The organism is Streptomyces sp. ISL-87, assembly GCF_018614095.1.
Lineage (GTDB): Bacteria > Actinomycetota > Actinomycetes > Streptomycetales > Streptomycetaceae > Streptomyces.
Genome location: NZ_JAGGOY010000046.1, coordinates 171,584 through 193,072, shown reverse-complemented (window position 1 = coordinate 193,072; position 21,489 = coordinate 171,584). Strand labels below are relative to the sequence as shown.

The 21,489-nt window shown below is 72.3% G+C and carries 20 protein-coding genes and 1 pseudogene; 8 read left to right on the top strand and 13 right to left on the bottom strand.

Going from position 1 to position 21,489, the window contains the following annotated elements; genetic code table 11:
* Positions 1–206 precede the first annotated feature (206 nt).
* Together J7I97_RS18685 and J7I97_RS18680 are read left to right on the top strand one after the other, a co-directional pair.
* Positions 207–740 (top strand): sigma-70 family RNA polymerase sigma factor, encoded by a 534-nt coding sequence (locus J7I97_RS18685; RefSeq protein WP_214936294.1) that lies wholly within the window; start codon positions 207–209, stop codon positions 738–740.
* Positions 741–952: 212 nt separating this feature from the next.
* Positions 953–1,417 carry a hypothetical protein gene (locus J7I97_RS18680; protein WP_214936341.1) on the top strand — a complete coding sequence of 155 codons (465 nt, stop codon included), beginning with the start codon at positions 953–955 and terminating at the stop codon, positions 1,415–1,417.
* Between the two features lie 47 nt (positions 1,418–1,464).
* Here J7I97_RS18680 and J7I97_RS18675 read toward each other — a convergent pair whose 3' ends face one another.
* The 4 genes from J7I97_RS18675 to J7I97_RS18660 all read right to left on the bottom strand — a co-directional run bounded on the left by J7I97_RS18675 (position 1,465) and on the right by J7I97_RS18660 (position 6,269).
* Entirely contained in the window at positions 1,465–1,875 is a 411-nt protein-coding gene (locus tag J7I97_RS18675; RefSeq protein ID WP_214936292.1) for a hypothetical protein, read from the bottom strand.
* Positions 1,876–1,901: 26 nt separating this feature from the next.
* Positions 1,902–2,762: an Fpg/Nei family DNA glycosylase gene (locus J7I97_RS18670; protein ID WP_214936290.1), complete on the bottom strand. Its 861-nt coding sequence runs from the start codon at positions 2,760–2,762 to the stop codon at positions 1,902–1,904.
* Positions 2,763–2,857: 95 nt separating this feature from the next.
* Complete coding sequence (locus tag J7I97_RS18665) at positions 2,858–4,921, bottom strand: SpoIIE family protein phosphatase (protein WP_214936288.1); 2,064 nt, start codon at positions 4,919–4,921, stop codon at positions 2,858–2,860.
* A 7-nt stretch (positions 4,922–4,928) separates the two neighbouring features.
* Positions 4,929–6,269, bottom strand: a complete 1,341-nt coding sequence (locus tag J7I97_RS18660; RefSeq protein ID WP_214936286.1) for a DUF6777 domain-containing protein — start codon at positions 6,267–6,269, stop codon at positions 4,929–4,931.
* Positions 6,270–6,459: 190 nt separating this feature from the next.
* Here J7I97_RS18660 and J7I97_RS18655 point away from each other — a divergent pair, with 190 nt between their 5' ends.
* From J7I97_RS18655 to J7I97_RS18645, 3 genes are read left to right on the top strand one after another with little or no spacing between them, the layout of a single operon-like run.
* Complete coding sequence (locus J7I97_RS18655) at positions 6,460–7,320, top strand: YndJ family protein (RefSeq protein ID WP_214936284.1); 861 nt, start codon at positions 6,460–6,462, stop codon at positions 7,318–7,320.
* Complete coding sequence (locus J7I97_RS18650; RefSeq protein WP_214936281.1) at positions 7,317–7,859, top strand: DUF1990 family protein; 543 nt, start codon at positions 7,317–7,319, stop codon at positions 7,857–7,859. Before J7I97_RS18655 ends, J7I97_RS18650 begins: the two co-directional genes overlap by 4 nt.
* A gap of 20 nt (positions 7,860–7,879) precedes the next feature.
* A complete protein-coding gene (locus J7I97_RS18645; protein ID WP_214936279.1) occupies positions 7,880–9,319 on the top strand; it encodes a lipase maturation factor family protein in 1,440 nt (479 codons plus the stop codon).
* Here J7I97_RS18645 and J7I97_RS18640 read toward each other — a convergent pair.
* Together J7I97_RS18640 and J7I97_RS18635 are read right to left on the bottom strand one after the other, a co-directional pair.
* Positions 9,305–10,288: an NAD-dependent epimerase/dehydratase family protein gene (locus J7I97_RS18640; RefSeq protein ID WP_214936277.1), complete on the bottom strand. Its 984-nt coding sequence runs from the start codon at positions 10,286–10,288 to the stop codon at positions 9,305–9,307. The two genes, J7I97_RS18645 and J7I97_RS18640, sit on opposite strands and share 15 nt — an antisense overlap.
* 179 nt (positions 10,289–10,467) lie before the next feature.
* A complete protein-coding gene (locus J7I97_RS18635) occupies positions 10,468–10,641 on the bottom strand; it encodes a hypothetical protein (RefSeq protein WP_214936343.1) in 174 nt (57 codons plus the stop codon).
* A 274-nt stretch (positions 10,642–10,915) separates the two neighbouring features.
* Here J7I97_RS18635 and J7I97_RS40335 point away from each other — a divergent pair, with 274 nt between their 5' ends.
* A complete protein-coding gene (locus J7I97_RS40335) occupies positions 10,916–11,179 on the top strand; it encodes a hypothetical protein (RefSeq protein WP_374195493.1) in 264 nt (87 codons plus the stop codon).
* 95 nt (positions 11,180–11,274) lie between these two features.
* Here the strand turns inward: J7I97_RS40335 and J7I97_RS18625 are convergent, their stop codons facing one another.
* Positions 11,275–12,750, bottom strand: coding sequence for an SDR family oxidoreductase (locus J7I97_RS18625; protein ID WP_214936275.1), 1,476 nt, complete (start codon positions 12,748–12,750; stop codon positions 11,275–11,277).
* Positions 12,751–13,050: 300 nt separating this feature from the next.
* Between J7I97_RS18625 and J7I97_RS18620 the strand changes: the two are divergent.
* A pseudogene (locus J7I97_RS18620) lies at positions 13,051–13,872 on the top strand (DMT family transporter); the annotation flags it as partial.
* A gap of 24 nt (positions 13,873–13,896) precedes the next feature.
* Here J7I97_RS18620 and J7I97_RS18615 read toward each other — a convergent pair.
* The 4 genes from J7I97_RS18615 to panD form a co-directional block, all read right to left on the bottom strand.
* Positions 13,897–15,186 (bottom strand): transglycosylase family protein, encoded by a 1,290-nt coding sequence (locus J7I97_RS18615; RefSeq protein WP_214936272.1) that lies wholly within the window; start codon positions 15,184–15,186, stop codon positions 13,897–13,899.
* A gap of 890 nt (positions 15,187–16,076) precedes the next feature.
* Entirely contained in the window at positions 16,077–16,775 is a 699-nt protein-coding gene (locus J7I97_RS18610) for an arylsulfatase (RefSeq protein ID WP_214936270.1), read from the bottom strand.
* Entirely contained in the window at positions 16,769–17,122 is a 354-nt protein-coding gene (locus J7I97_RS18605; RefSeq protein WP_214936268.1) for a GNAT family N-acetyltransferase, read from the bottom strand. Before J7I97_RS18605 ends, J7I97_RS18610 begins: the two co-directional genes overlap by 7 nt.
* Before the next feature lie 18 nt (positions 17,123–17,140).
* Positions 17,141–17,560, bottom strand: a complete 420-nt coding sequence (panD, locus tag J7I97_RS18600; protein WP_214936266.1) for an aspartate 1-decarboxylase — start codon at positions 17,558–17,560, stop codon at positions 17,141–17,143.
* A gap of 531 nt (positions 17,561–18,091) precedes the next feature.
* Here panD and J7I97_RS18595 point away from each other — a divergent pair.
* Positions 18,092–18,304 carry a ketopantoate reductase C-terminal domain-containing protein gene (locus tag J7I97_RS18595; RefSeq protein ID WP_214936264.1) on the top strand — a complete coding sequence of 71 codons (213 nt, stop codon included), beginning with the start codon at positions 18,092–18,094 and terminating at the stop codon, positions 18,302–18,304.
* Between the two features lie 7 nt (positions 18,305–18,311).
* On the opposite strand, the gene J7I97_RS18590 is transcribed toward J7I97_RS18595, so the two are convergent.
* Positions 18,312–20,168, bottom strand: coding sequence for a M15 family metallopeptidase (locus tag J7I97_RS18590; protein WP_214936263.1), 1,857 nt, complete (start codon positions 20,166–20,168; stop codon positions 18,312–18,314).
* A 14-nt stretch (positions 20,169–20,182) separates the two neighbouring features.
* Positions 20,183–21,469, bottom strand: a complete 1,287-nt coding sequence (locus tag J7I97_RS18585) for a hypothetical protein (protein ID WP_214936261.1) — start codon at positions 21,467–21,469, stop codon at positions 20,183–20,185.
* Between the last annotated feature and the right edge of the window lie 20 nt (positions 21,470–21,489).

Below are 21,489 nucleotides of genomic sequence, written 5' to 3'. Positions count from 1 at the left end.
TACCGACCCACGCTCCTAGGCAGCGGGGGCGTCGGCGGGCCTGCCTGCCGTTCGCCGTGCCGTTCGACCGTTCACCGTCCGGCGCGGCCGCCCACCGGATGACCCGGGGGCTTGGGCGCACCGGCCGGACCGGACGGTTCCCGGGCTGCCTCGTGCAGGTCAGGGTGAGGACGTCGGACCCGGACGCCTCTCGGAAGGAGCCACTCGTGCCGCTCTCCCCCACCCTCCAGCGCACGGACCCCGAGGCGCTGGCCGGACTCCAGCGCGAGCACGGCCGGGCCCTGTTCGGCTTCCTGCTCGGCCTCACCGCCGGGGACGCCCAGCGCGCCGAGGACCTCGTACAGGAGACGCTGGTACGGGTCTGGCAGCACCCGGAGGTCCTGGCGAGCAGTCACGAGTCCATGCGCCCCTGGCTGTTCACCGTGGGGCGGCGGCTCGCGATCGACGCCCGCCGGGCCCGGCTGTCGCGACCGCAGGAGGTGGATCCGGACGGCATCGAGCAGGCGCCCGCGCCGGAGGACGCGGTGGCCGGCTCGGTCACGGCGATCGACGTCCGGCGGGCCGTCTGGAGCCTGGGCCCCGAGCACCGGGAGGTGCTGATGCAGGTCTACTTCCGGGACCGCTCGGTGGCCGAGGCCGCCGCGGAGCTCGGGATACCGGCCGGTACCGTCAAATCCCGCACGTACTACGCCCTGCGCGCCCTGAAGAAGGGCCTCCAGGGATACGACCTCGGCGCGTGAACCCCCTCAACGAACGACCCGTATGCACACGGATCGGACACGAGGCGCATCAGAATCAGCATCAGACCGTTCAAATTGAGTAAACATCCCCCGCTCCGTGAGCCGCTCGCGGAAGGCTCAGGGCTGACGGCGGGAAGCTCAAAGCGGGAGAAGGTGGAACGGTGCAGCCCGAGGGTACGAACGGCACCAGTGACGGCGGGCTCGCGGTGCCCATGGCGTGGCTCTACGCGGAGTACATCGCCGACGAACTGCTGCGCACGGGCCGGCTGATCCCGGTCAGCACCCTGGAGTTCCGCGCCGGACGGGACACACTCGCGCTCACCATCTACCTCTCGGACGCGGCCGGCGAGCTATCCGGGATCCGGGTGGTCTCGCAGCTCGACGAGTGGCTGTCGCTGACGGCGTACGGACATCCCTGGCGCGACTGGGTGCACACCCGGTTCCTCGCGCTGGGCGAGGAGGCCCGGGAGGGCGGCCGCGGTGAAGACCCGGACCTGGAGCTCGCCCGGGCGGCGTGGCGCTGGCTGGACCACACCGAGCTGTTCGCCACCAACCTCGACCCGGGGCGGCAGGACCACGACGACATCCCGCCGTGCGTGGACGAGAACGCACGGGTGTGGACTCCGGCCTGGCAACTGGGCCTGCCCTTGGGGCACTTGGCGATGCACCTGTTCTAGTGCGTGCGAGGCGGCTCGCTGCCCGCGCGGTGCTTCAGCGCCGTCCGTCAGGCCGGGCCGCGCGGGCCCGGGGCCTCGGCCGGGTCCATGACGAGGCCGGTGAAATCGGCCTCGTTGCGTTCGGCCCGGTGGACGTACCACCGGGCGATGAGCCACATCACCGGGTACACCGCCAGGCCGAGGGCCACCCACACCAGCCCGCCCGATACACCGCGCGGCAGTACGACGAACACCAGCGGCAGCATCACGACCAGCAGCACCAGCACCGCCAGCGCCCCCAGCCCGGCGCGCAATTGGCTGCGCATCAGGGCCCGGACGTAGGTCGCGCCGAGCGTGGTCTGCTCGGAGATCTCCGAACGGGCGGGGGTGTGCGCGGGCGGGCGGCGGCGGGTGCCCCGTGGCACGCCGGTGACGACCTCCCGCCGGGGCGGCGGCGACTGCTGCTGCGGCTCGGCCATGGTGCGGGAGTCTACGCAGGGCCCCGCTATTTGAGGAGGCGCGAGAGGCGCCGGTCCGCGAGCGGCTTGCCGCCGGTCTGGCAGGTGGGGCAGTACTGGAGCGAGGAGTCGGCGAAGGACACCGACCGGACGGTGTCCCCGCACACCGGGCACGGCTCCCCGTCCCGGCCGTGTACCCGCAGGCCGCTCTTCTTCTCCGCCTTGAGCTTGCCGGCCGCCACGCCGTGCGAGCGCTCGATGGCCTCGCGGAGCGCGTCCTGGACGGCGTCGTACAGGTGGCTCACCTGGTCGTCGTCGAAGGAGGCGGCCAGCTTGAAGGGCGAGACCTTGGCGCGGTGGAGGATTTCGTCGCTGTAGGCGTTCCCGATGCCGGCGATGACGCTCTGGTCGCGCAGCACGCCCTTGATCTGCCGCCGCTCCCCGGCCAGCAGGGCCGCGAAGGCCGCCCGGTCGAACTCCTCGGCCAGGGGGTCCGGGCCGAGGCGGGCGATGCCGGGCACCTCCTGGGGGTCGTGCACGACGTACACCGCGAGGCGCTTTTGGGTTCCGGCCTCGGTGAGGTCGAAACCGCCACCGCCCTCCAGTACGACACGCAGGGCGAGCGGGCCCTTGCCCGGGCGCGGCGGCTGCGCGGGGAGGCTGTCCTGCCAGCGGAGCCAGCCGGCGCGGGCGAGGTGGGTGACGAGGTGGAGCTCGCCGAGGCGCAGGGCGAGGAATTTGCCGTAGCGGGCGGTGGGCCCGGCCGGGTGCCCTTCCAGGGCGGTGAGCGGGGGGTCGTACGTCTTGAGCACGCTCACCGCGAGCGGGAGGACGCGCTCGACCACCCGCCCGGTGAGGTGCTCGTCGAGGAACTCCCTCAGGGCCTCGACCTCGGGCAGCTCGGGCATGGGCCCAGCCTGCCGCTGTGGGCGGGCTCCCGCCAGCCAGGGGGTGACCGGGGGCCCGTCGGCCCGGGTGGGGCGCAGCCCCCGGCAACGGCGGGTCAGGACATCACGAACTCGCACCACACGCACTTGCCGCTGCCCCTCGACTCCACGCCCCACCCGTCCGCCAGGCGGTCCACCAGCAGCAGGCCCCGGCCCGAGACGCCCGACTCGCCCGCTTCCCGCCGCCGCGGAAGGGCGCTGGAGCGGTCCTCGACCTCCACCCGAAGCCGTCGCTCCGGCCCGGTCAGCACCCTCAGCGTCACGATCGCCGGTCCTTCCGTGTGCATCAGCGCGTTCACGATCAGCTCGTCCGCCACCAGCTCGATCTCGTCGGCCCGGCCCCGCGCCCCCCACGCCCGTACCGCCGCGCCGATCATGTGCCGGGCCGCGACCAGGGCCTCCGGGTCTCCCGGGGCCACGTGCTGCTGGAGGCGGCCGCCGCCCTGCGGGGTGTCCTCCACGTGGCGGCGCAGCAACAGCAGCGCCATGTCGTCGTCGCCGCCCCGCTCGTCGACCACCCCGCACAGCTGGTCCGCCAGCTGCTGCAAGTCCGGTGGGCCGCTCCGTATGAGGGCCGTCAGGTGCCGGATGCCGTCGTCCAGGTCCGCGCCGGGCTGTTCCACCAGCCCGTCCGTGCACAGCAGAAGCGTTTCCCCAGGCCCCATCTCCACCGTCGTGACCGTGTACTCCAGCCGGCCGAACTCCGCGGAGAGCCCGAGCGGCATCCCGCCCTCCACCGGCACCCGCCGGCAGTCCCCGTCCCGCGTGCGCAGGAGCGGGTCGATGTGCCCCGCGCGCACCAGCTGGAGCACCCCCGTCGCCAGGTCGGCCTCCACGTACGTGCAGGTCGCGAAGCGGTCGGTGTCCAGTTCGTGCAGGAACACCGAGGCCCTGGCCATGACGGTGGCCGGCGAATGCCCCTCGGCGGCGTAAGCGCGCAGCACGATCCGCAGCTGGCCCATCACCGCCGCCGCGTGCGTGTCGTGGCCCTGGACGTCGCCGATGACCGCGCCGACCCGGCCGCCCGGCAGCGGGATGACGTCGTACCAGTCGCCGCCGATGTCCTGGCCCATCCGGGCGGAGCGGTAGCGGACGGCGATCTCCCCGCCCGGGACGGGCGGGATGCGGCGCGGCAGCATGGCCTGCTGGAGGCCCTCGGCGAGGTCGTGCTCCTGCTCCAGCAGCATGGCCCGCTGGAGGCTCTGCGCGATGCTGCTCCCGAGCGCGACCAGCAGGTTCCGCTCGTCCTGGGTGAAGCCGTCCTTGTCCTGGTAGAGCAGCCCGATCGCGCCGATCGGGCGGGCCTGGGCGATCAGCGGCAGGTAGGCGGCCGCCGAGATGTGCATGGACGAGATCCTCGCCCAGAGTCCGGGATAGCCCGTGGCGAATTCCGCCGCCGAGTCGAGGAAGCGTGGCTGGAGCGAGCGCACGACCTCGCTCATCGGGTACTGCTCGTCGATACGGGTGTAGCGCGTGCCGGGTACGAAGCTGCCCACCGGCCCCTCGGCCACGAGGTGGATCCGGCCGGCCTCGACCAGGCCCATCACCATGCCCATCGAGCCGAGCCGTTCCAGGCCGTGCGCGTCGCCGAGCGCGTCGATGACGTCCTGCACCGTCCGGGCGTGCGCGAGTGCGGCGGTGGTGCTCTCGACCACCGATGTCTGCCGGCGCCGTTCCTCGTCCAGTCCCAGCCGTTCCGCCGAATGGCTGAGCTCCTCGGTGGCGTCCCGGACGATGCCGATGATCCGGAACGGGCGCCCGTCCCGGCCGCGCATGACGCGGCCCTGGGTGTGGGTCCAGCGCAGCGTGCCGTCGTGGCAGCGGATGCGGAAGTAGGCGCCGTAGGTGTCCACACCGCTCTTGAGGGCGCTGGAGACGAGGGCGTCGAGCCGGGTGGCCTCGGCGGGCGGCACCCGCGGCTTGAGGGACTCGGGCCGTCCGTCGTACTCCTCGGGGACCGTGTCGAAGACGTCCAGGGCCGCTGAGTCCATGTGCATGAGACCGGTGGCCAGGTCCCAGTCGAAACTGCCCATACGGTTCAGCGAGAGCGACCGGTCCGGGTGTGCGGGCCAGTCGTCCGGCAGCGATACGGCGGTCGGCACCGGTCCACCATGACACACCGGCGGGTCAGGCGCTCTCCAGGTAAACGCCCGGATCCGAGGCGGCGGGATCCTGGCTCGGGGCAAAGGGATCGAACGGATCGTAGGGGCCGAACGGATCGGCCGGCTGGGACGTCGAACCGTCGGGCGCCGGCGGCATACCCGGGTCGCTCGGGCTCTGCGGCGGCAGGTCGGAGGGGATGTCCGAGGGGTTGCCCGGGGGGACGTCCGAGGGGATGTCCGAAGGGTTGCCCGGGGGGACGGCGCCCGGAAGGTCCGAGGGGACGTCGGACGGGGGCGGCGGCGGTGGCTGCGGGGGCGAGGTGGGAGGTGCGGCGGGCGCGTCCGGCGTATTCGGCGTATTCGGCACGTTGGGTGCGCTCGGCGGCGTCGTCGGCGGGCTCGACGCGCAGTCCGTGGCCGCCGGGCTCGGGACGGCGGCACCGCTGTCGGGGCGGGTCAGGCCGTTGCCGTCCGGCACGGGCGGTGTCGTAGAGCCACATGGGTCGGCCGTCGAGGTGCCCGGCTCGGTCGCGGCGCCGGGCGGGATGCCGTCGGCCGGGTCGTACGGGGGCAGCACCCGCGGGGTCCGGTCCTGGGCGCCGTCGTCGCCGATCTTGCGCTCCAGCCAGGTGTTGTTGGCGATGTTGACGATCACCAGGTTGTTGATCACCTGGGCGGTCGGCTCGATGACGACGACCTGATTGGGCTGGTAGCCGTTCCACGGGTCGCCCTTGTACACCGGGGCGCCCTTTGCGGCGCGCGGTGCGAGCAGCGGGTTGCCGCACGCACAGCGGACCCGGGGCACGCCGTGGCCGTCGACGAGCACGGCGGTGCCGGCCTGGAGGACGGACTGGAAGCTGCTCGCACGGCCGTCACTGAAGCCGTGGCTCGTCACCCGGGCGTCGGCGCGGAGCACGACCGGGGTGAGGCCGCGCAGGAATTCCGGGATCTTCTCCTGCTCGATGCCGGACGCCTGGGCGAAGGCGCCGGCCTTGGCGTTGTCCTCGGTGAGGAAGCGGACCTGCTGTTCCACATCGCAGCTGCCGAGCCGTTGGGTACCCCCGTACAGGCCCGGGGTGGCCGCGTTGACGGTGCGGATGCCCTGCCCGGTCGGATTGGGCAGCGGGGGCTGAACGGGGGCGGACTCCTGGGTGGCGGAGGAGGAGGTGAAGGGGTCCGGGCCGGCCGACGCCACGGGCTGGAGGTGGACCTCCTGGCTCTCGGCCGCGGCTCCCTTGGTCCCACCGGAGCCGTCCGAGCCCCCACAGGCCGCGGCGAGCAGGCCGAGGAGGGCGAAGAGGGCAGCGCGGGCCGCTGCGTGACGACGCGGCGCCTGACGAAGTGTCGGAGGTGTCGGTGCGTGCACGTAGATCTCCCTTTCGCCCCGGATGCTCCCTCTTGTCTGCCGCATCCGAGCGGCGGCCGCAACCGGAACGCCGACGGGTTCCGAGAAGCAGCCCCGGCCGTATTGAACATGTTCAAGGAACCCCGTAGGGTCACGACTGTGGGTTGAACGCGTTCAAAGCGTCTCGCCATACCTGGGAGGGGAGTCCGTCGTGACGGTACTGGTGAATCTGATCGTCACGCTGGGCATGCTCTACGTCGTCCCCGTCGGCCTCCGCCTCATCGACCCGGCCGGGCTGCGCACGACCGCCCGGCTCTGGCCCCTGCCGGCCGCCGCCGGAGCGCTGTGCCTCTGGCTGCCGCGCGGGGCACTCGCCACGGCGCTCGCCGCCCTCTACGCGGTGGCCACCCTGGCCCTGGCGGCGCGGGCCCCGGCCCGGCTGCTGCGGACCCGCACGCTCACCCCTTCCGAGGCCGCCGTGCTCACCGCGCTGGCCGCGCCCTCGGTCGCCGGGGCCGCCCTGGTCGCCGAGCGCGCCGGATACCGGCTCTTCGGGTTCGACCTGGACATCCTGGCGCTGACCGTGCCGCACTTCCACTTCGCCGGGTTCACGGCCGCCCTCGTCGCCGGGCTGGTGTGCCGTGCGACGGCCCCCGGGCCCGGTACGGCGCCGGCACGCTGGGCGGCCTACAGCGTCCCGGGCGGCACCCTGCTCGTGCTTCTCGGCTACTTCGTCGACGACTGGGCGGAGCTGGCGGGGGCGGTGGTGCTGACGGCCGGTATGTGGGCCGTGGCGCTGCTGACCTGGCGGGAGATCCGGCCCGGCGCCCGCGACCGGACCACCGGGGCGCTGCTCGCGACCTCGGCCGCGGTCCTGGTGGCCACCATGCTGCTCGCCCTGTGGTGGGCGGCCGGGGAGGCCACCGGGGTCGTACACCCCACCTTGACCTGGATGGCGGCCACCCACGGCCTCGGCAACGCGCTCGGCTTCGCCCTGTGCTCGCTGCTGGCCTGGCGCCGGCTTGCCGAAGACACCCGCCAAGCAGCGGAACCGGAGGAGATCACCCCATGACCCGACTCATCAGCGCCGGCCGGAACACCGTCAACTACCCCGACCGGGGTGCGACGGCCCGCCGGCCGCTGCCCGCCGGATACAACCACCTGCACCACCGCACCCGCATCGGACACGGCCAGGCCGTCTTCGAGACCGCCGGAGTCGCGGTCACCACCTTCCACGCCCACCGGACCTCCGGCATGCTGGTACGGGAGGACGCCGACACCACAGCCGCCGTCCGGCCCGGCAGCCGGGTGGTCGTCGGGATCGGCCTCGGCCCACTGCGGATCGACGCCCCGTGCGAGGTGGTCTGGACGGTGTACGAACCCCGGCGGATCGGTTTCGCGTACGGGACCCTGGCGGGCCACCCCGAGTGCGGGGAGGAGTCCTTCATGGTGTCCATGGACGCCGACGGCACGGTGTGGTTCGAGGTCACCGCCTTCAGCCGCCCGGCCGCCTGGTACACCCGGCTCGCGGGGCCGGTGATTCCCTTCCTCCAGCTGCGCTACGCCCGCTGGCTCGGGTACAACCTGCGCAGGCTGGCCGCCGCCGCCTGATCAGCCTGATACTGGAGGGGATGGACTGGTTCACGGCGCCCGGGTACTGGCTGGGCCGGCTGGTCTTCCAGCGGGCTCTGGCCGGTGTGTACCTCTTCGCCTTCCTCGGGGCCGCCCTGCAGTTCCGGGCACTGATCGGCGCGCACGGCATGCTGCCCGTGCCGCGCTATGTGCGGTTCGTGCCTTTCCGGCGCGCCCCCAGCCTGTTCCAACTGCGCTATTCCGACCGCCTCTTCGCGGGCTGCGCGTGGGCGGGTGCGCTGCTCGCCGCGGCTCTCGCGGCGGGGGCCGGGGACGCCGTGCCGCTGGGCGCGGCGATGGGGATGTGGGCCCTGCTGTGGCTGCTCTACCTGTCGATCGTGAATGTGGGGCAGACCTGGTACTCCTTCGGCTGGGAGTCACTGCTGCTGGAGGTGGGGTTCCTCGCGGTCTTCCTCGGCAATGCCCGGGTGGGGCCGCCGGTGCTGGTGCTGTGGCTGCTGCGCTGGGTGGTCTTCCGGGTGGAGTTCGGGGCAGGGCTGATCAAGATGCGCGGCGACGCGTGCTGGCGCAAGCTCACCTGCCTGTACTTCCACCACGAGACGCAGCCGATGCCGGGGCCGCTGAGCTGGTTCTTCCACCATCTGCCGAAGCCGCTGCACCGGGTGGAGTGCGGGGCCAACCATGTCACCCAACTGGTGGTTCCGGTGCTGCTGTTCACTCCGCAGCCGGTGGCCTCGTATGCCGCCGGGATCATCGTGGCCACGCAGCTGTGGCTGGTGCTGTCGGGCAATTTCGCCTGGCTGAACTGGCTGACGATCACGCCCGCCCTGTCGGCGATCGACTTCACCGGCCTCGCGGGGGCGCCGCCGGCCGCCGCCTCGCGCGGGGCGCCGATCTGGTACGTGGTGCTGGTGTGCGCGGTGACCGTCCTGGTGCTGGTCCTGAGCTGGCACCCGGTGGCCAACATGCTGTCGCGGGGCCAGGTGATGAACCGCTCCTTCGACTCCCTCCACCTGGTCAACACGTACGGGGCGTTCGGCACCGTGGGCCGGATCCGCGACGAGGTGGTGGTGGAGGGCACCGCGGACCCGGCCCCGCGGAGCGACGGGGCCTGGCGGGAGTACGGCTTCAAGGGCAAACCGGGTGAACTGCGGCGGATTCCCCGCCAGTTCGCCCCGTACCATCTGCGCCTGGACTGGCTGATGTGGTTCGCGGCGCTCTCCCCCGGCTATGCGCGGGACTGGTTCGGGCCGTTCGTGGAGCGGCTGCTGGCGGGCGACCGGGACACACTGCGGCTGCTTCGCCACAACCCGTTCCCGGACGCCCCGCCCGTGTACGTCAGGGCCCGGCTGTACCGCTACCGGTTCACGACCTGGCGGGAGCTGCGCGAGACGGGCGCCTGGTGGCACCGCACGCTGCTGCGCGAGTACCTTCCGCCGACCCGGCTCGCGGAGGCTTCCTGGTCAGAGCCCGAGTAGCGCCGCCTCCTGCTCCGGGGTGATGCCCTTGCGCGGCCGGTCGGGGCGCTGCGGGGCGACGCCTCCGAGGGACTGGAGCCAGGCCCAGGTATCGGCCACGGTCTCCTCGACCGGGCGGCACTTGAGGCCGGCGGCAAGGGCCTTGGTCACGTCGCCGCCGAACATGTAGTCGTGGAGTTCGCCCTCCGGGAGCCAGATCGGCAGCTCGGTCCAGGGCTCGATGCCGGCCTCCTCGATCCGGGCCGGATCGGTCCAGCGGAGCTCGGGGGCACCGCCGGTGACGGTGGCGCAGGCCTCCAGGAGGCTGCCCATGGTGGCGTGCCCGACCGGGGAGACCAGGTCGTACGGGCCGCCGTGCCCGGCTTCGGCCGCGTCCAGGGTCCAGCGCGCCAGGTCGCGTACGTCGATGTACTGGAGCGGGAGCTCACGCGGACCGGGGGCGACCATCGGGCCGCCGCGGGCGGCGCGGTTCAGCCACCACGGGAGCCGCCCGACGTTCTCGTACGGGCCGATGATCAACCCGGCGCGGACCAGCAGGGCGCGGTCGCCGAAGGCGTCGACGGCGGCGAGCTCGCCACCCCGCTTGTCCTCGGCGTAGGCGGTGGAGTCGGCGTCCGGCGAGCCCTCGACCAGCGGGCCGTCCTCGGCGCGACCGGCCGACGCGGGGTACTTGTACACCGAGCGGCTGGAGATGTACACGTACGACCCGACCCGGCCGCTCAGCAGCCGGGCGCTGTCGCGTACGGCGGTGGGGGCTCCGCCCCAGGTGTCGACGACGAGGTCCCACTCCCCCTCGGCGAGGGCGGCCAGGCCTTCGGGCTCGGTGCGGTCCCCGTGCACGGCGGTGGTGCCGGGCGGGGGCGCGTGGTGCCCGCGGTGGAAGACGGTCACCTCCCAGCCCCGCTCCAGGGCGTCTTCGGTGATCGCGCGTCCGACGAATTCGGTCCCACCCAGCATCAGTAGCTTCATGTCCGTCAGCCTGCCCGGGGCGAGGCGTGGGGGGAACACGTGATCGCCCAGAGCGATGACGCTGACGGCGTACGGGATCCGGGAACCGGGACCCGGTACGAACGGACGGGATCCCGCACGTGCCGCGCCCCCGTCGCCGGTCGGCGCGGGGGCGCGGTTGGTGCTCGTCGAGCTGGAGGTCAGTCGATGCCGGGCAGGATATGCGGCTCCGCCAGGTCGTCCTCGTATCCCGCCAGTCGGATCGGGGCGGACCGGGCCCAGACCTCGAGACTGCCGAGCTCGTCCGAACGGGTCTTGGTTCGCCCGCTCGCATGCTCGAGCAGCTTCGGGTCGGGCGTCGTCATTTCAGTCACCGCGCACTCCTTTGGGTCGCGTAACCCGGCGGGCGAACCGCGCGCCGGGTAGGGAGAAAGGTTTCCGGACGCGGTGGCGCCGTGGTGGAGCGAGGGCCCGGGTGGGGCCTCTCATGCGGTTTAGAGTACACATATGAGCGCACCCCCGCTCGATGGAAAGGTAAAATCCACTCTGGACCGCTTGTTTTCGCCCCGAGTTCAGAAAATCGTACGGCGGCGCGTAGACGGCGGCTGATCTGCTCGACGGCGACGTGCGGGCGATGCGCAGGTGCACGTGCCGGCCAAGCGCTACCTGGCCGCCGTGGAGCCTGATCGGCGGCTGTCCCCGCAGAGCGCGCTGACCCTGGGGACGCAGGGCGGGGTGATGGGCCCCGCGGAGGTCCGGGCCTTCGCGGCGGACCCCGATGCGGAGGCCGCGGTGACGCTGCGCCAGGCCGATGACGCAGGCAAGGTTGCCGGACTGGACGCGGGCGTGATGGAGGACTGGCGTCCGGTGCTGGAGCTGGTGGCGGCGGGGGCGTACGCGCGCACACCGTGAAGGCGTACGCGCGCACACCGTGAACCGGACGTGCCCCGGCCCCTCTTGGGAGGGACCGGGGCACGCGGGACAGCAGGGGGCCACCCCGGGCGGGCCTACCAGTTGGCGGGCGCGTAGTCCTTCAGGAAGACGCCGAACAGGTCCTCGCCGGCCTCGCCGCGCACGATCGGGTCGTAGACCCGGGCCGCGCCGTCCACCAGGTCGAGCGGGGCGTGGAAGCCCTCCTCGGCGAGGCGGATCTTGTCCGGGTGCGGACGCTCGTCGGTGATCCAGCCGGTGTCGACGGCCGTCATCAGGATCTGGTCCTTCTGGAACATCTCCTGGGCGCTGGTGCGCGTCAGCATGTTCAGCGCGGCCTTCGCCATGTTGGTGTGCGGGTGGCCGGCGCCCTTGTAACCGCGGCTGAACACGCCCTCCATCGCGGAGACGTTGACCACGTAGCGGCGGCCGGCCTCGGCCGCCGCCATCGCCGGGCGCAGCTTGCTGATGAGGATGAACGGGGCGGTGGAGTTGCACAGCTGCACTTCGAGCAGCTCGATCGGGTCCACGTCGGACACGGTCTGGACCCAGCTGTTGGTGTCGTGCAGGTCCGGGACCAGGCCGCCCGCGTCGATCGCCGTACCGGCGGCGATCCGCTCCAGGGAGGCGGAGCCGGAGACCAGTGCCAGCTCGGTGATGTCCTGGGCGCTGAGCTTCTCGCCGTTGCCGCTGGGCAGGGCGGCGACGCGGTCGACGGTGCCGCTGCCGAAGGTGCCGATGACCTCGGCGCTCGGCAGCTCACCGGCCGGGAGCGGGGCGTTCTCGGCGGCGACGAGCTCGCTGTAGGCGCCCGGCGAGCGGCGTACGGTCTGCGCGGCGTTGTTGATCAGGATGTCGAGCGGGCCCTCGGCGGCGACGGAGTCGGCGAGCGCGACGACCTGGGCCGGGTCGCGCAGGTCGATGCCGACGATCTTCAGGCGGTGGAGCCACTCGGAGCTGTCGGGCATCGCCTTGAAGCGGCGGATCGCGTCGTTCGGGAAACGGGTGGTGATGGTGGTGTGCGCGCCGTCGCGCAGCAGCCGCAGCGCGATGTACATGCCGATCTTGGCGCGGCCGCCGGTGAGCAGGGCGCGGCGGCCGGTCAGGTCGGTGCGGGCGTCGCGGCGGGCGTGGTTGAAGGCGGCGCAGTCCTGGCAGAGCTGGTGGTAGAACGCGTCGACCTCGACGTAGCGGGTCTTGCAGATGTAGCAGGAGCGCGGGCGCTGGAGTATCCCGGCGATCGGACCCTTGGCCGCGGTGGTCAGGGCGTTGCCCTGCGTCTCGTCGTCGATGCGCTCGGCGGAGCCGGTCGCGGTCGACTCGGTGACGGCCTTGTCGTTGGCGGTCTTGGCGGCGCGGCGCTCCTGGCGGCGGCGCTGCTTGACCGTGCGGTAGAGGCCCGCGGTGGCGCGGCGTACGGTGACGGCGTCCGGGTGGTCGACGTCGAGCTTGTCCAGCTCGTCGAGCACGCTGAGGCAGAGGGCCAGGCGGTCGGGGTCGATGCCCGGCCCGTAGGCGTGCCCGTAGTCCTGACTGTCTTCGGTCACCGTCATGGCCGCTGCCGTTCCTTGATCACTCGTCCGCGTCCGCCTGCTGCGAACTCCCCAAAAGGGCAACTGTACGGATCCGACGCGCCCGGGACCAAACCCGTGACCGCGCACCTCACGCACCGCGAGCGACGTGTCACCGTATGGCTGGTTCGTAACGCTCCGCGAAGACTGTGATGCTCTGAAAGGAGCAGGTCAGGTATTTCTGCACTCCGTATGGAGTACGTCTGGAGTATGCCTGCGGTATGACTGGTGACCGCCTGTAGGAGGAGGAATAGGCCGCTCGGGTGGGGCATTGTGGATTTCATGAGTGCCCTAGCGGTGTCGGTCCTGCTCTGCCTGGTTTCCGCCGTGGCTTACGCGGGCGGCGCGATCGTCCAGGAACGGGTCGCGGCGAGCACGCCCGACCGCCCGTACGCGCCGGTGCGCCGGCCCGGCTGGTGGGTCGCGGTGGGGCTGAACGGCCTCGGCGCCCTGCTGCACGTGCTGGCGCTCGCGTACGGGCCGCTGAGCCTGGTCCAGCCGCTCGGCGCGCTCACCATCGTCTTCGCGCTGCCGATGGCGGCCGTTTTCGTAGGGCGCCGGGCGGGCGCGGCGGCCTGGCGGGGCGCGGTGCTGGCCACGGCGGGCCTGGCCGGGCTGCTGGCCCTGACGGGCGGGAACGGCCGGGCCGAGCAGGGCCTGACGGGGGGCGAGGGGAGCCTGCTGCTGACCGTGACCGGGACCGGGGTGGCCGTGCTGTTCCTGGCGGCGCACCGGATGCACCGGGCGGTGCTGCGCAGCGTGCTGCTGGCCGCGGCCGCCGGTATGGCGTTCGGCATGGCCTCGGTGTTCACCAAGTCGGTGGCCGACCGTTTCTCCACGGACGCACCGGTCGCCCAGGGCTCCCTGTGGCCGCAGCTTGCGGCGATCGCCGCGCTGGCGGCGGGCGGGCTGCTGCTGTCCCAGGCGGCCTACCGGGGCGCGGGGCTGACCGCGCCGCTGGCCACGGTGACCGTGGTCAACCCGGTGGTCGCGGCAGCGGTCGGCATCTCGCTCTTCGAGGAGGGCTTCCGGTACGGGACCGCGGGCACGCTGGTGGCGCTGGCGAGCGCCGTGGTGGCGGCGGCCGGCCTGATCCTGCTCACGGCCGTGCCGCCGCACGTACGGGGGTCAGATGCTGACGCCGTGGCCCCGGAGGTACTTCAACGGGTCGATGTCGGTGCCGTAGCCGGGTCCGGTACGCATCTCGAAGTGCAGGTGCGGTCCGGTGGTGTTGCCGGTCGAACCGGAGCGGCCGATGCGCTGGCCTCCGGAGACCTGCTGGCCGGCCTTGACCCCGAGCGCGGACAGGTGCGCGTACTGGGAGTAGCGGCCGTCGGTGTGCCGGATGACGACCTGGTATCCGTAGGCCCCGGCCCAGCCGGCGGAGACGACCTGGCCGGAGCCGACCGACTTGATGCTGGTACCGGTCGGCACCGGGAAGTCGACGCCGGTGTGGTAGCCGCTCGACCAGGAGGATCCGGCAACGCGGTAGGCGGTGCCGAGTCCGGCGTCGACAGGGGCGGCGAACGCGCCCGCCGCGGGCTGCTGCTTCACTGACTCGGCCGGCTTCTGCGCGGGCTTGGCCTGCTGGGGCTTGGCCTGCTGGGGCTTCGGCGCGGCGGGCTTGCTCTGCTCGGGCTTCGGCGCGGCGGGCGCCACGGGCTTGACCGGCTCGGCGGTGCGCGGCGGCTTCTCGGGGTTCTGGGCGGGCGGCGCGGGCGGCGCGGCGGTGATGCGCAGGGTGAGCCGCTGGCCCGGGAAGATCATGTCCGGGTTGCTGCCGACGGTGTCCCGGTTGGTCTCGTACAGCGCCTGCCAGCCGCCCTCGACGTGCTGTTCCGTGGCGATCGCCGAGAGGGAGTCGCCGGGCGCGACGACGTAGGGGTTCGGCAGGACCGAGGTCCCGGTGGGGCGGGGCGCGGTCTTCTTCGGCTCGGCCGGCTTGGGCGGCGTGGCCGTGACCTTGGTCGTGATCTTGGTCGTGGCCGTCCCCAGGGGCGCGGCCTGCCTCTGCTGCGGGATCACGGCCGGCGCCGGACCGCTCCGGCTGAGCCCGGCCTGCTTCCCGCAGGCCGGCCAGGCCTGCGGGCCCTGACCTTTGAGGACCTTCTCGGCGACCGCGATCTGCTGGTCCCTGGTGGCCTGGTCGGCGCGGGCGGCGTACGCGGTACCGCCGAAGGAACGCCAGGTGCTCTGGCTGAACTGGAGCCCGCCGTAGTAACCGTTGCCGGTGTTGATGTGCCAGTTGCTGGTCGACTCACACTCGGCGACCTTGTTCCAGGTGTCCACCGAGGCGGCATGGGCGACACCGGCGCCGATGAGAGGCAGCGCGATCCCGGCGCCGCCGGCGGTGACGGCGAGCGAGGCCCGGTTGATGCTGCTCGGCTGGTACCGGCGGTGCCGGCCCCGTACACCCATGGGAGCCCCCTTGAAGACATCAGGAACCGCACAACCTAATGTCACGCGCAGAGTGTGACAAGGGGCGCAACAGGGCTCACACAAGGGGAAGTTGACGTTCCATCGGGCACCGGCAGTACTGCGGGCGACTGCGGCGACGCGGCCTCCACACCCCCGGCGCACACCGGGGCACGCGGGGCGCGGGCACACGCAACCAGCCCCTCAGCGCCGAGGCCAGAGGCGTTGCGGCCGCGGGCCACCTCACCGATCAGCTCAGCGGCCCGGGCTGCGGAATCGGCGCGGGCCCGGGCGGCGAAGGAATCGGATCAGGCTCGGGCACCGGCCCGGGCACAGGCGGCACCGGCCGCGGGATGGGCTCGGGGTCCGGGAACGGATTGGGTGACGGCGTCGGCTCCGGCCCGGGAACGGGCGGCTGTGTCTGGTCTGCTTCTACATTTCGCACCATACGTCCCACCTTCCCGGGATCCCGCCGCGTACGCCCCGCGAGACAGGGGCGACCGGACCGCCGAAAGGTGGCCGGCGGCCGCTCCGCACCCGCCGGGGCGGCGCGTCAGCGCGGGCGCCCATGGCAGCGTCGGCGGCGCCTCCACCGGCCCGCGCCGGTGAGGGCCACCCGCCGGGGGACGCGCAGAACGGCAGGAGGACGAGGCCCCACGGCTCAGCTATGTCAGCCCACCCCGAGTTCACGCGGCCGGGGAGGCCGCCGCCGCCGCCGAGGCCACCCACTCGCCGCCACAGGCGGCACCCGGCGGGAGGCCATGGCGGCGCCCACGGGCAGACCCGCCCACCCGCCACCGGCAAGGCCACCCACCGCTACCGCAGGCGGGACCCTGCGGGAGGCCATGGCGGCGCCGGCCGGCAGCTGCTCTACCCGGCTGCCGCCGGTGAGGTCAGCGGCCCGCTGCCGTCGGCGGCACCCCGGGACCGCGCCGGCCCGGGTCCACCGTTCCACCTGCGGCCAGCAGAACGGCGGCGGCGAGGCCCCGCGCCGGGCTGGAGAGCACCGGGGTTCCGGTCATGGTCAGATCCGCCGCGCCGGCCATCGAGACCTGGGCGAGGACGATGACATCCGCGTCGGTGACCGCATCCGCCGCCGCGGCCACGAGGCCGAGGCAGCCGGCGGTGTCCCCCGCCTCGAACCGGTCCCAGGCCCCGGCGACCACGTGCGTACGGATCGACACGGACCGCCCAGCGGCCTCCTCGGCCAGCAGGGCCTCGGTCGGGGCCAGCGTGGACTCCAACGCCGCCAGTACGGCGATCCGCGGGCCCGTACGGACAGCCGCGGCCGCCATCGGCCGGTCCACCCGGAGCACCGGGGTACCCAGCACCGGAGCCAGGGACTCCGCGACGGCCCCGATCGTCGAGCAGGTGACCAGCACCGGCGCGGGCACAGCCCCGGCCCCGGCCCCAGCCAGCAGCACCCGCAGGGCCGGACGCACCGACTCCGGCCCCTCCGCACGGGCCCGGTCCAGCAGCTCCGGCACCACCAGGTGCCGCAGCACGGCCCCCGCGTGCTGCCGGTCGCGCAGGGCGTCGAAGACCGGAACGTGCACGGGCGAGGTGTGCAGCAGGACGAGCTCGGTCACCACTGGGCCGAATCCGCATCCAGCTGCGCCTTGGCCGCGGCCACCACCTCGCCCGGAGCCACGGGCGCCTGATCGGGGTGACGGGCGGCCCAGCTCGCCGCGTACGGGCACAGCGGAACCACCGGCACCCCCTCGGCCGCGGCGATCCCGTAGAAGGTCTTCACCAGGGCCCCGCCGATCCCGCGCCCCTCGTGCCCCGGCTCGACGATGGTGTGTACCGCCACCAGCGCATGGGGCGCCTCGGCGAGGACGAAGTAGGCGATGAACCCGACCACCGCCCCGCCCTCGACGGCGAGCAGCCGCCCGGCCTTCCGCTGGTCCTTGAACTCGATCGCCTCGGTCTGCGACATGCTGGTCCCCGACTCCCCTCAGACAGCCACCGCGTGCAAGCTGCGCTCCTGGTCCGTTCCCGGAACCGGCGCAGACGGGTCCGCACCGAGCTCGATGATCCGATTGTCACCGTCGACATGCACGACGCGGGGCTTCAACACCCGCGCTTCCGCGTCCTCGACCTGGGCGTAGCTGATGAGGATGACGAGATCCCCGGGATGCACGAGATGCGCGGCGGCCCCGTTGATCCCGATGACCCCGGACCCCCGCTCGCCCTCGATGACGTACGTCTCCAGCCGTGCCCCGTTGGTGATGTCCACGATGTGAACCAATTCGCCGGGAAGCAGATCCGCAGCGTCCAGCAGATCGGCGTCGACGGTAACGGAGCCGACGTAATGCAGATCGGCCTGCGTGACGGTGGCCCGGTGGATCTTGGACTTGAACATGGTACGAAGCATGAAATAACTCCCGATTCGTCTGCTCCCTGCCTGCTCATTGCAGGTCAAGGGCGGTCTCCGCAGATTACAACCATTCGCATGTTCGGTCAGCTTTCCCCAGGTCTCTCAGGACTCATGCTGACCAATTGCTGACTTTTCCGGCCCACCGTCAGGACTTTGCGCGTGGCAACGGCTGAACTTGACGTGTCCGTGATGAATATTCACAGGTGGGCGGCCGACAGCGCCCGGGATCCGGGAAGTGGCTGGACCCGACCAGCGTCGGGCGTGTGCCAGGTCGCCGATGAGGACCGGCATTTCGGCCGCCGGGCCGTTCAGCATGGGTTCCTGCGCTGCTTGCCGAGTTCGAAGCTGCGGCCCAGCTGAAGGAGCACCTGCCCCGCACCGACCACCTGAGGCCGAGTCCGACCGGCAGCCCGACGACGACCCGGTGATCCGTGACCGACAGCCGTCCGACGCGCCGACCGTCTACCTGCACTCACTGGATCGAACGGCTGCGCACGCAGACCGGCGACAGCTCCTACGCACGCCCGCATGACGGAGCTGCTGCTCTACGCCCGCGCCTGCCACCGCGCGCTGGGTACCGAGGACCTCTACCGCAACGCGGCGGCGGGCCGCCCGACGGAGGTCGAGCACCCTTTCGGCGACCTCGTGGCCCGCGCCCGGGAGCTCTCGGTCGCCACCCCGCTGCTCGACCTGGCGACGCTGCGCCTGCGGATCCACCAGCGGAGCGTGGTGGGCGGCTAGCCGGCGGCTAGCCGCCGAGCGGGGGCGACACGCGCACCGCTCCCGGAGGGTACTTCCTCCCCACGCGGTGCAGGAAGAAGGCGTTCGCCCGCTGCGGCAGCCCCGGCACGTCACCGATCCAGCGCATGTCGCGGCGCCGTGCGTAGGCCTCCGTGTAGTCGCGCCAATCCTGCGGGGTCGGCTCCTTCCTGGTCCGGTGCCGGCGCTGCCAAAAGATGCGCGTGGAGGCGAACTCGCTGGCGTTGCCGATCCCGGGGTTGGGCAGTCGACCGGTGAGCGCCCGCAGGGCGATGTCCTTCGCCGAGTCGGGCCGGATGTCCCGCCAGGGCTCGGCCTGCGTTCTGAGGTGCCGTCCGAGCTGGCCCTTGGGAATCGTGGTGCCTTCGTACGTGCCGCCCGTGCGGTGGAAGTCGCGTTCGTGCATATGGGCGGCCGCCGCGCCCTTGTTGAGGAGCACCGGCTGGAGGGTGGTCGAGTAGGCCCGGATGAAGGAGGTGAACGTCGGGTACCGCTTGCTCCGGTGGGTGATGAGCGCGTAGCGGTTGAGCATGGCCCAGATCACTGCCGCGTTTGTCGTGTCGTCGGCTCCCCCGGCCTCCAGGGCAACGAGTTTCGCTGTCCAGAGCACGTCCTCAGGGGTGAAGGAATAGCTCCAGCCGCTCCCACCAGGTCGGTCGAGACGCAGGGTGCCAAAGGGGCCGGCCGGCAGATCGTCCGAGGTCTCGTCCAGGCGGTCCGCACCGAGCTCGGCCGTCTCGGCCTCCAGGTCGTCCTCCCACTCCTGCCACTCCTGCTCGTACTCCTCCAGCTCGTCCAACTCGTCGGGCCTGTCGTACTCGTCGGGCTTGTCGTACCCGTCGGGCGCCTCGTACTCGTCGGACGCCTCGCACTCGTCCGGCTCCTCGCACTCGTCCGGCTCCTCGTAGGCGACGGACTCCGCGTACTCCTCGGAGACACCGATTTCCTCGTACGCGCCGTACTCGGCCTCCTCCACGTCCTCGTACGCGTCCTCGTCCTCGAACTCCCCGCCCGACGTTCGCCCGGGGCGGTACTCCCAGTGCCACGGCTCCCGCTCGTACGGTGCGAACCCGAACGACCCGGCGTTCGCCTGCAGCCAGTTGAAGAACCATGTGCGCCGCCAGGCGCGGACGGCCGCGGTCTGGGTGCTGTTCCTGATCCGGTGACCGGCGGTGCGCTCCTGGAGGAGGTCGATCGCGATGCCGTTCTGGTGGTTGCTGTACCCGGGCGCCGCGATGCGGGCGGGGATGCGGAAGAGGTCGAGCATGTACCGCACGGCCTCATCGCTGTGCGGCCCGCCGGCCAGCCGCTCCCGGCCGGCGGCGCTCTCCTTGTAGTAGCGCTCGAAGTAGCCGCGCCACAGCCGCTCCTGGTGGCCGGCGCCTCGGTATCCGCTGGTCGCGGTGAGCCGCGTGGTCCGTGCGGCGTCCTCGTCCCCACGGGCACGCGCCGCGGCCAGCGCGTCCTGGGCGGCGGCCAGCAGACGGCCCGCGGCCGCTGCGGCGTCCGCCCTCATCTCGATCTTCGTACCGGCCACCGGGGCCCGTTCGTCGGGCGGCAGGTCGCGACCGGGCGGCCCCTTCCGTGCCCTGCGGGCCAGGTGGGCACGGAGCACGCGGTTCAGGAAGTCCGCCTGGGTCGCCGTGCCGGACCAGACCTCACCTTCGAGCAGGCCCACGGGCCCGGCGGGCCCGGCGGAGCCCGCCGTCTCGACGAGGGCGAGGATCTCGTGCGGAGGACGGAGCGGGTTCACGACCGGGTACGACCAGTGCCCGACCTCCTCGGGAACAGGAGCATCGCGCACCGCTCCCGCCTGCGAACCGGATTCCCAGGACGCGCGGTTCATATGTGTCTCCTGGCTCAGTTGACGAGCGTCTGCTGACTGACGGGACCCGACCCGTTGGTCGAGACGGGTGCGAAGGTGGCGGGGGCGGCCGTGTTGGCGCCGGCCTGCGCCGGAGCCACAGCGGGCGCAGGGGCCGCCGTCGGCGGAGATGCCGCCGACGCGAAACGCGGAGACGCATGGACGGCCGCCGACTTCAGATCGCGGCCGGTGGCCTGTGACCAGTGATGGATGATCGTCTGCATCAGCTCCCGCGTGGGATTGGTTCCACCACCACCTGGGAGGTTGAGCACGTAGAGGAGTTGCGCGCCTGGCGCGGTCGAATGCGCGCCGCCTTCGATCGCGATCAGGAGCCGGCTGACCAGCGGCGCGAGGATGAAGTAGTCGTGCGAGCGGCTGTGGGGCGGCAGGCCGACCCGCTCTCCGATCCGGCGGAGCCGCTCCTCGGGCGCGGTGGCCACGGCCTGCAGGTCCTCGACGATCGGAGTGTCGGCGGACAGCGTCACGTCGAACCAGGACATCGCGGCGACCGCGACGAACTCATCCCGCGCCAGGGTCGCCATGGTCGGCTGACTGCCCCGGCGCTCGTTCAGCATGTTCTGCAGCCGCTGGGCCAGGTTGGCGATCGCCGCCGGATCCACCGGCACCGGGCCGGTGACGGAGCCGCCGCCCGTTGTCCCCTCGTAGGAGATCGCCACCCACACGAGGCGCAGGAACTCCTCGAAGACAGCGACGAAGTCGCGGTTGGCCGAGGCAGCCTTCTCGTAGGGGTAGACCTGGCTGTCGTCGCTCCCGTGGTTGAGATCCATACCGAGCAGCCGGTGGTACGCGCTCCTTCGCGTGGCGCGCAGATCGGGGCGCAGGTGGCTGTCCACGGACATCACGGTGAGAGGCGCGCCGCCCTTGTAGAAGAGCTCCTCGGTCGTGCGCAGCCACTCGAAGGTCTCGGATTTCCGGGGGATGCCCAACTGCTCTCCGTGCAGCAGGCCGTGAACCACCCTGCGGAAGATCTCGTACACGCGCGTGTTCTCGATCAGGTACGCGTAGATCAAGTGCTCCCAAGCGAACTGCCGGCGCGGAAGGATGACGCCCTGCTGGGGTCCCGGCCGCGTCGCCAGCGGACCGAAACGGCTCCGCGTCGGCCAGGCACCCCCAAGCACAGGAGTCGCGTTGCGCAGGGGGAGCACGGCTGGTGGGTTCCCCGCCCGGAAGCCCTGTCCCCAGGCGCTCTCCAGCAGTGACAGCAGCTCCGCGGGGTGCTGCTGGAAGAGGAAGTCGGCCTGGTTCAGCACCGGGAGCGGCACAGGCGGAACCGCAGGCGGAT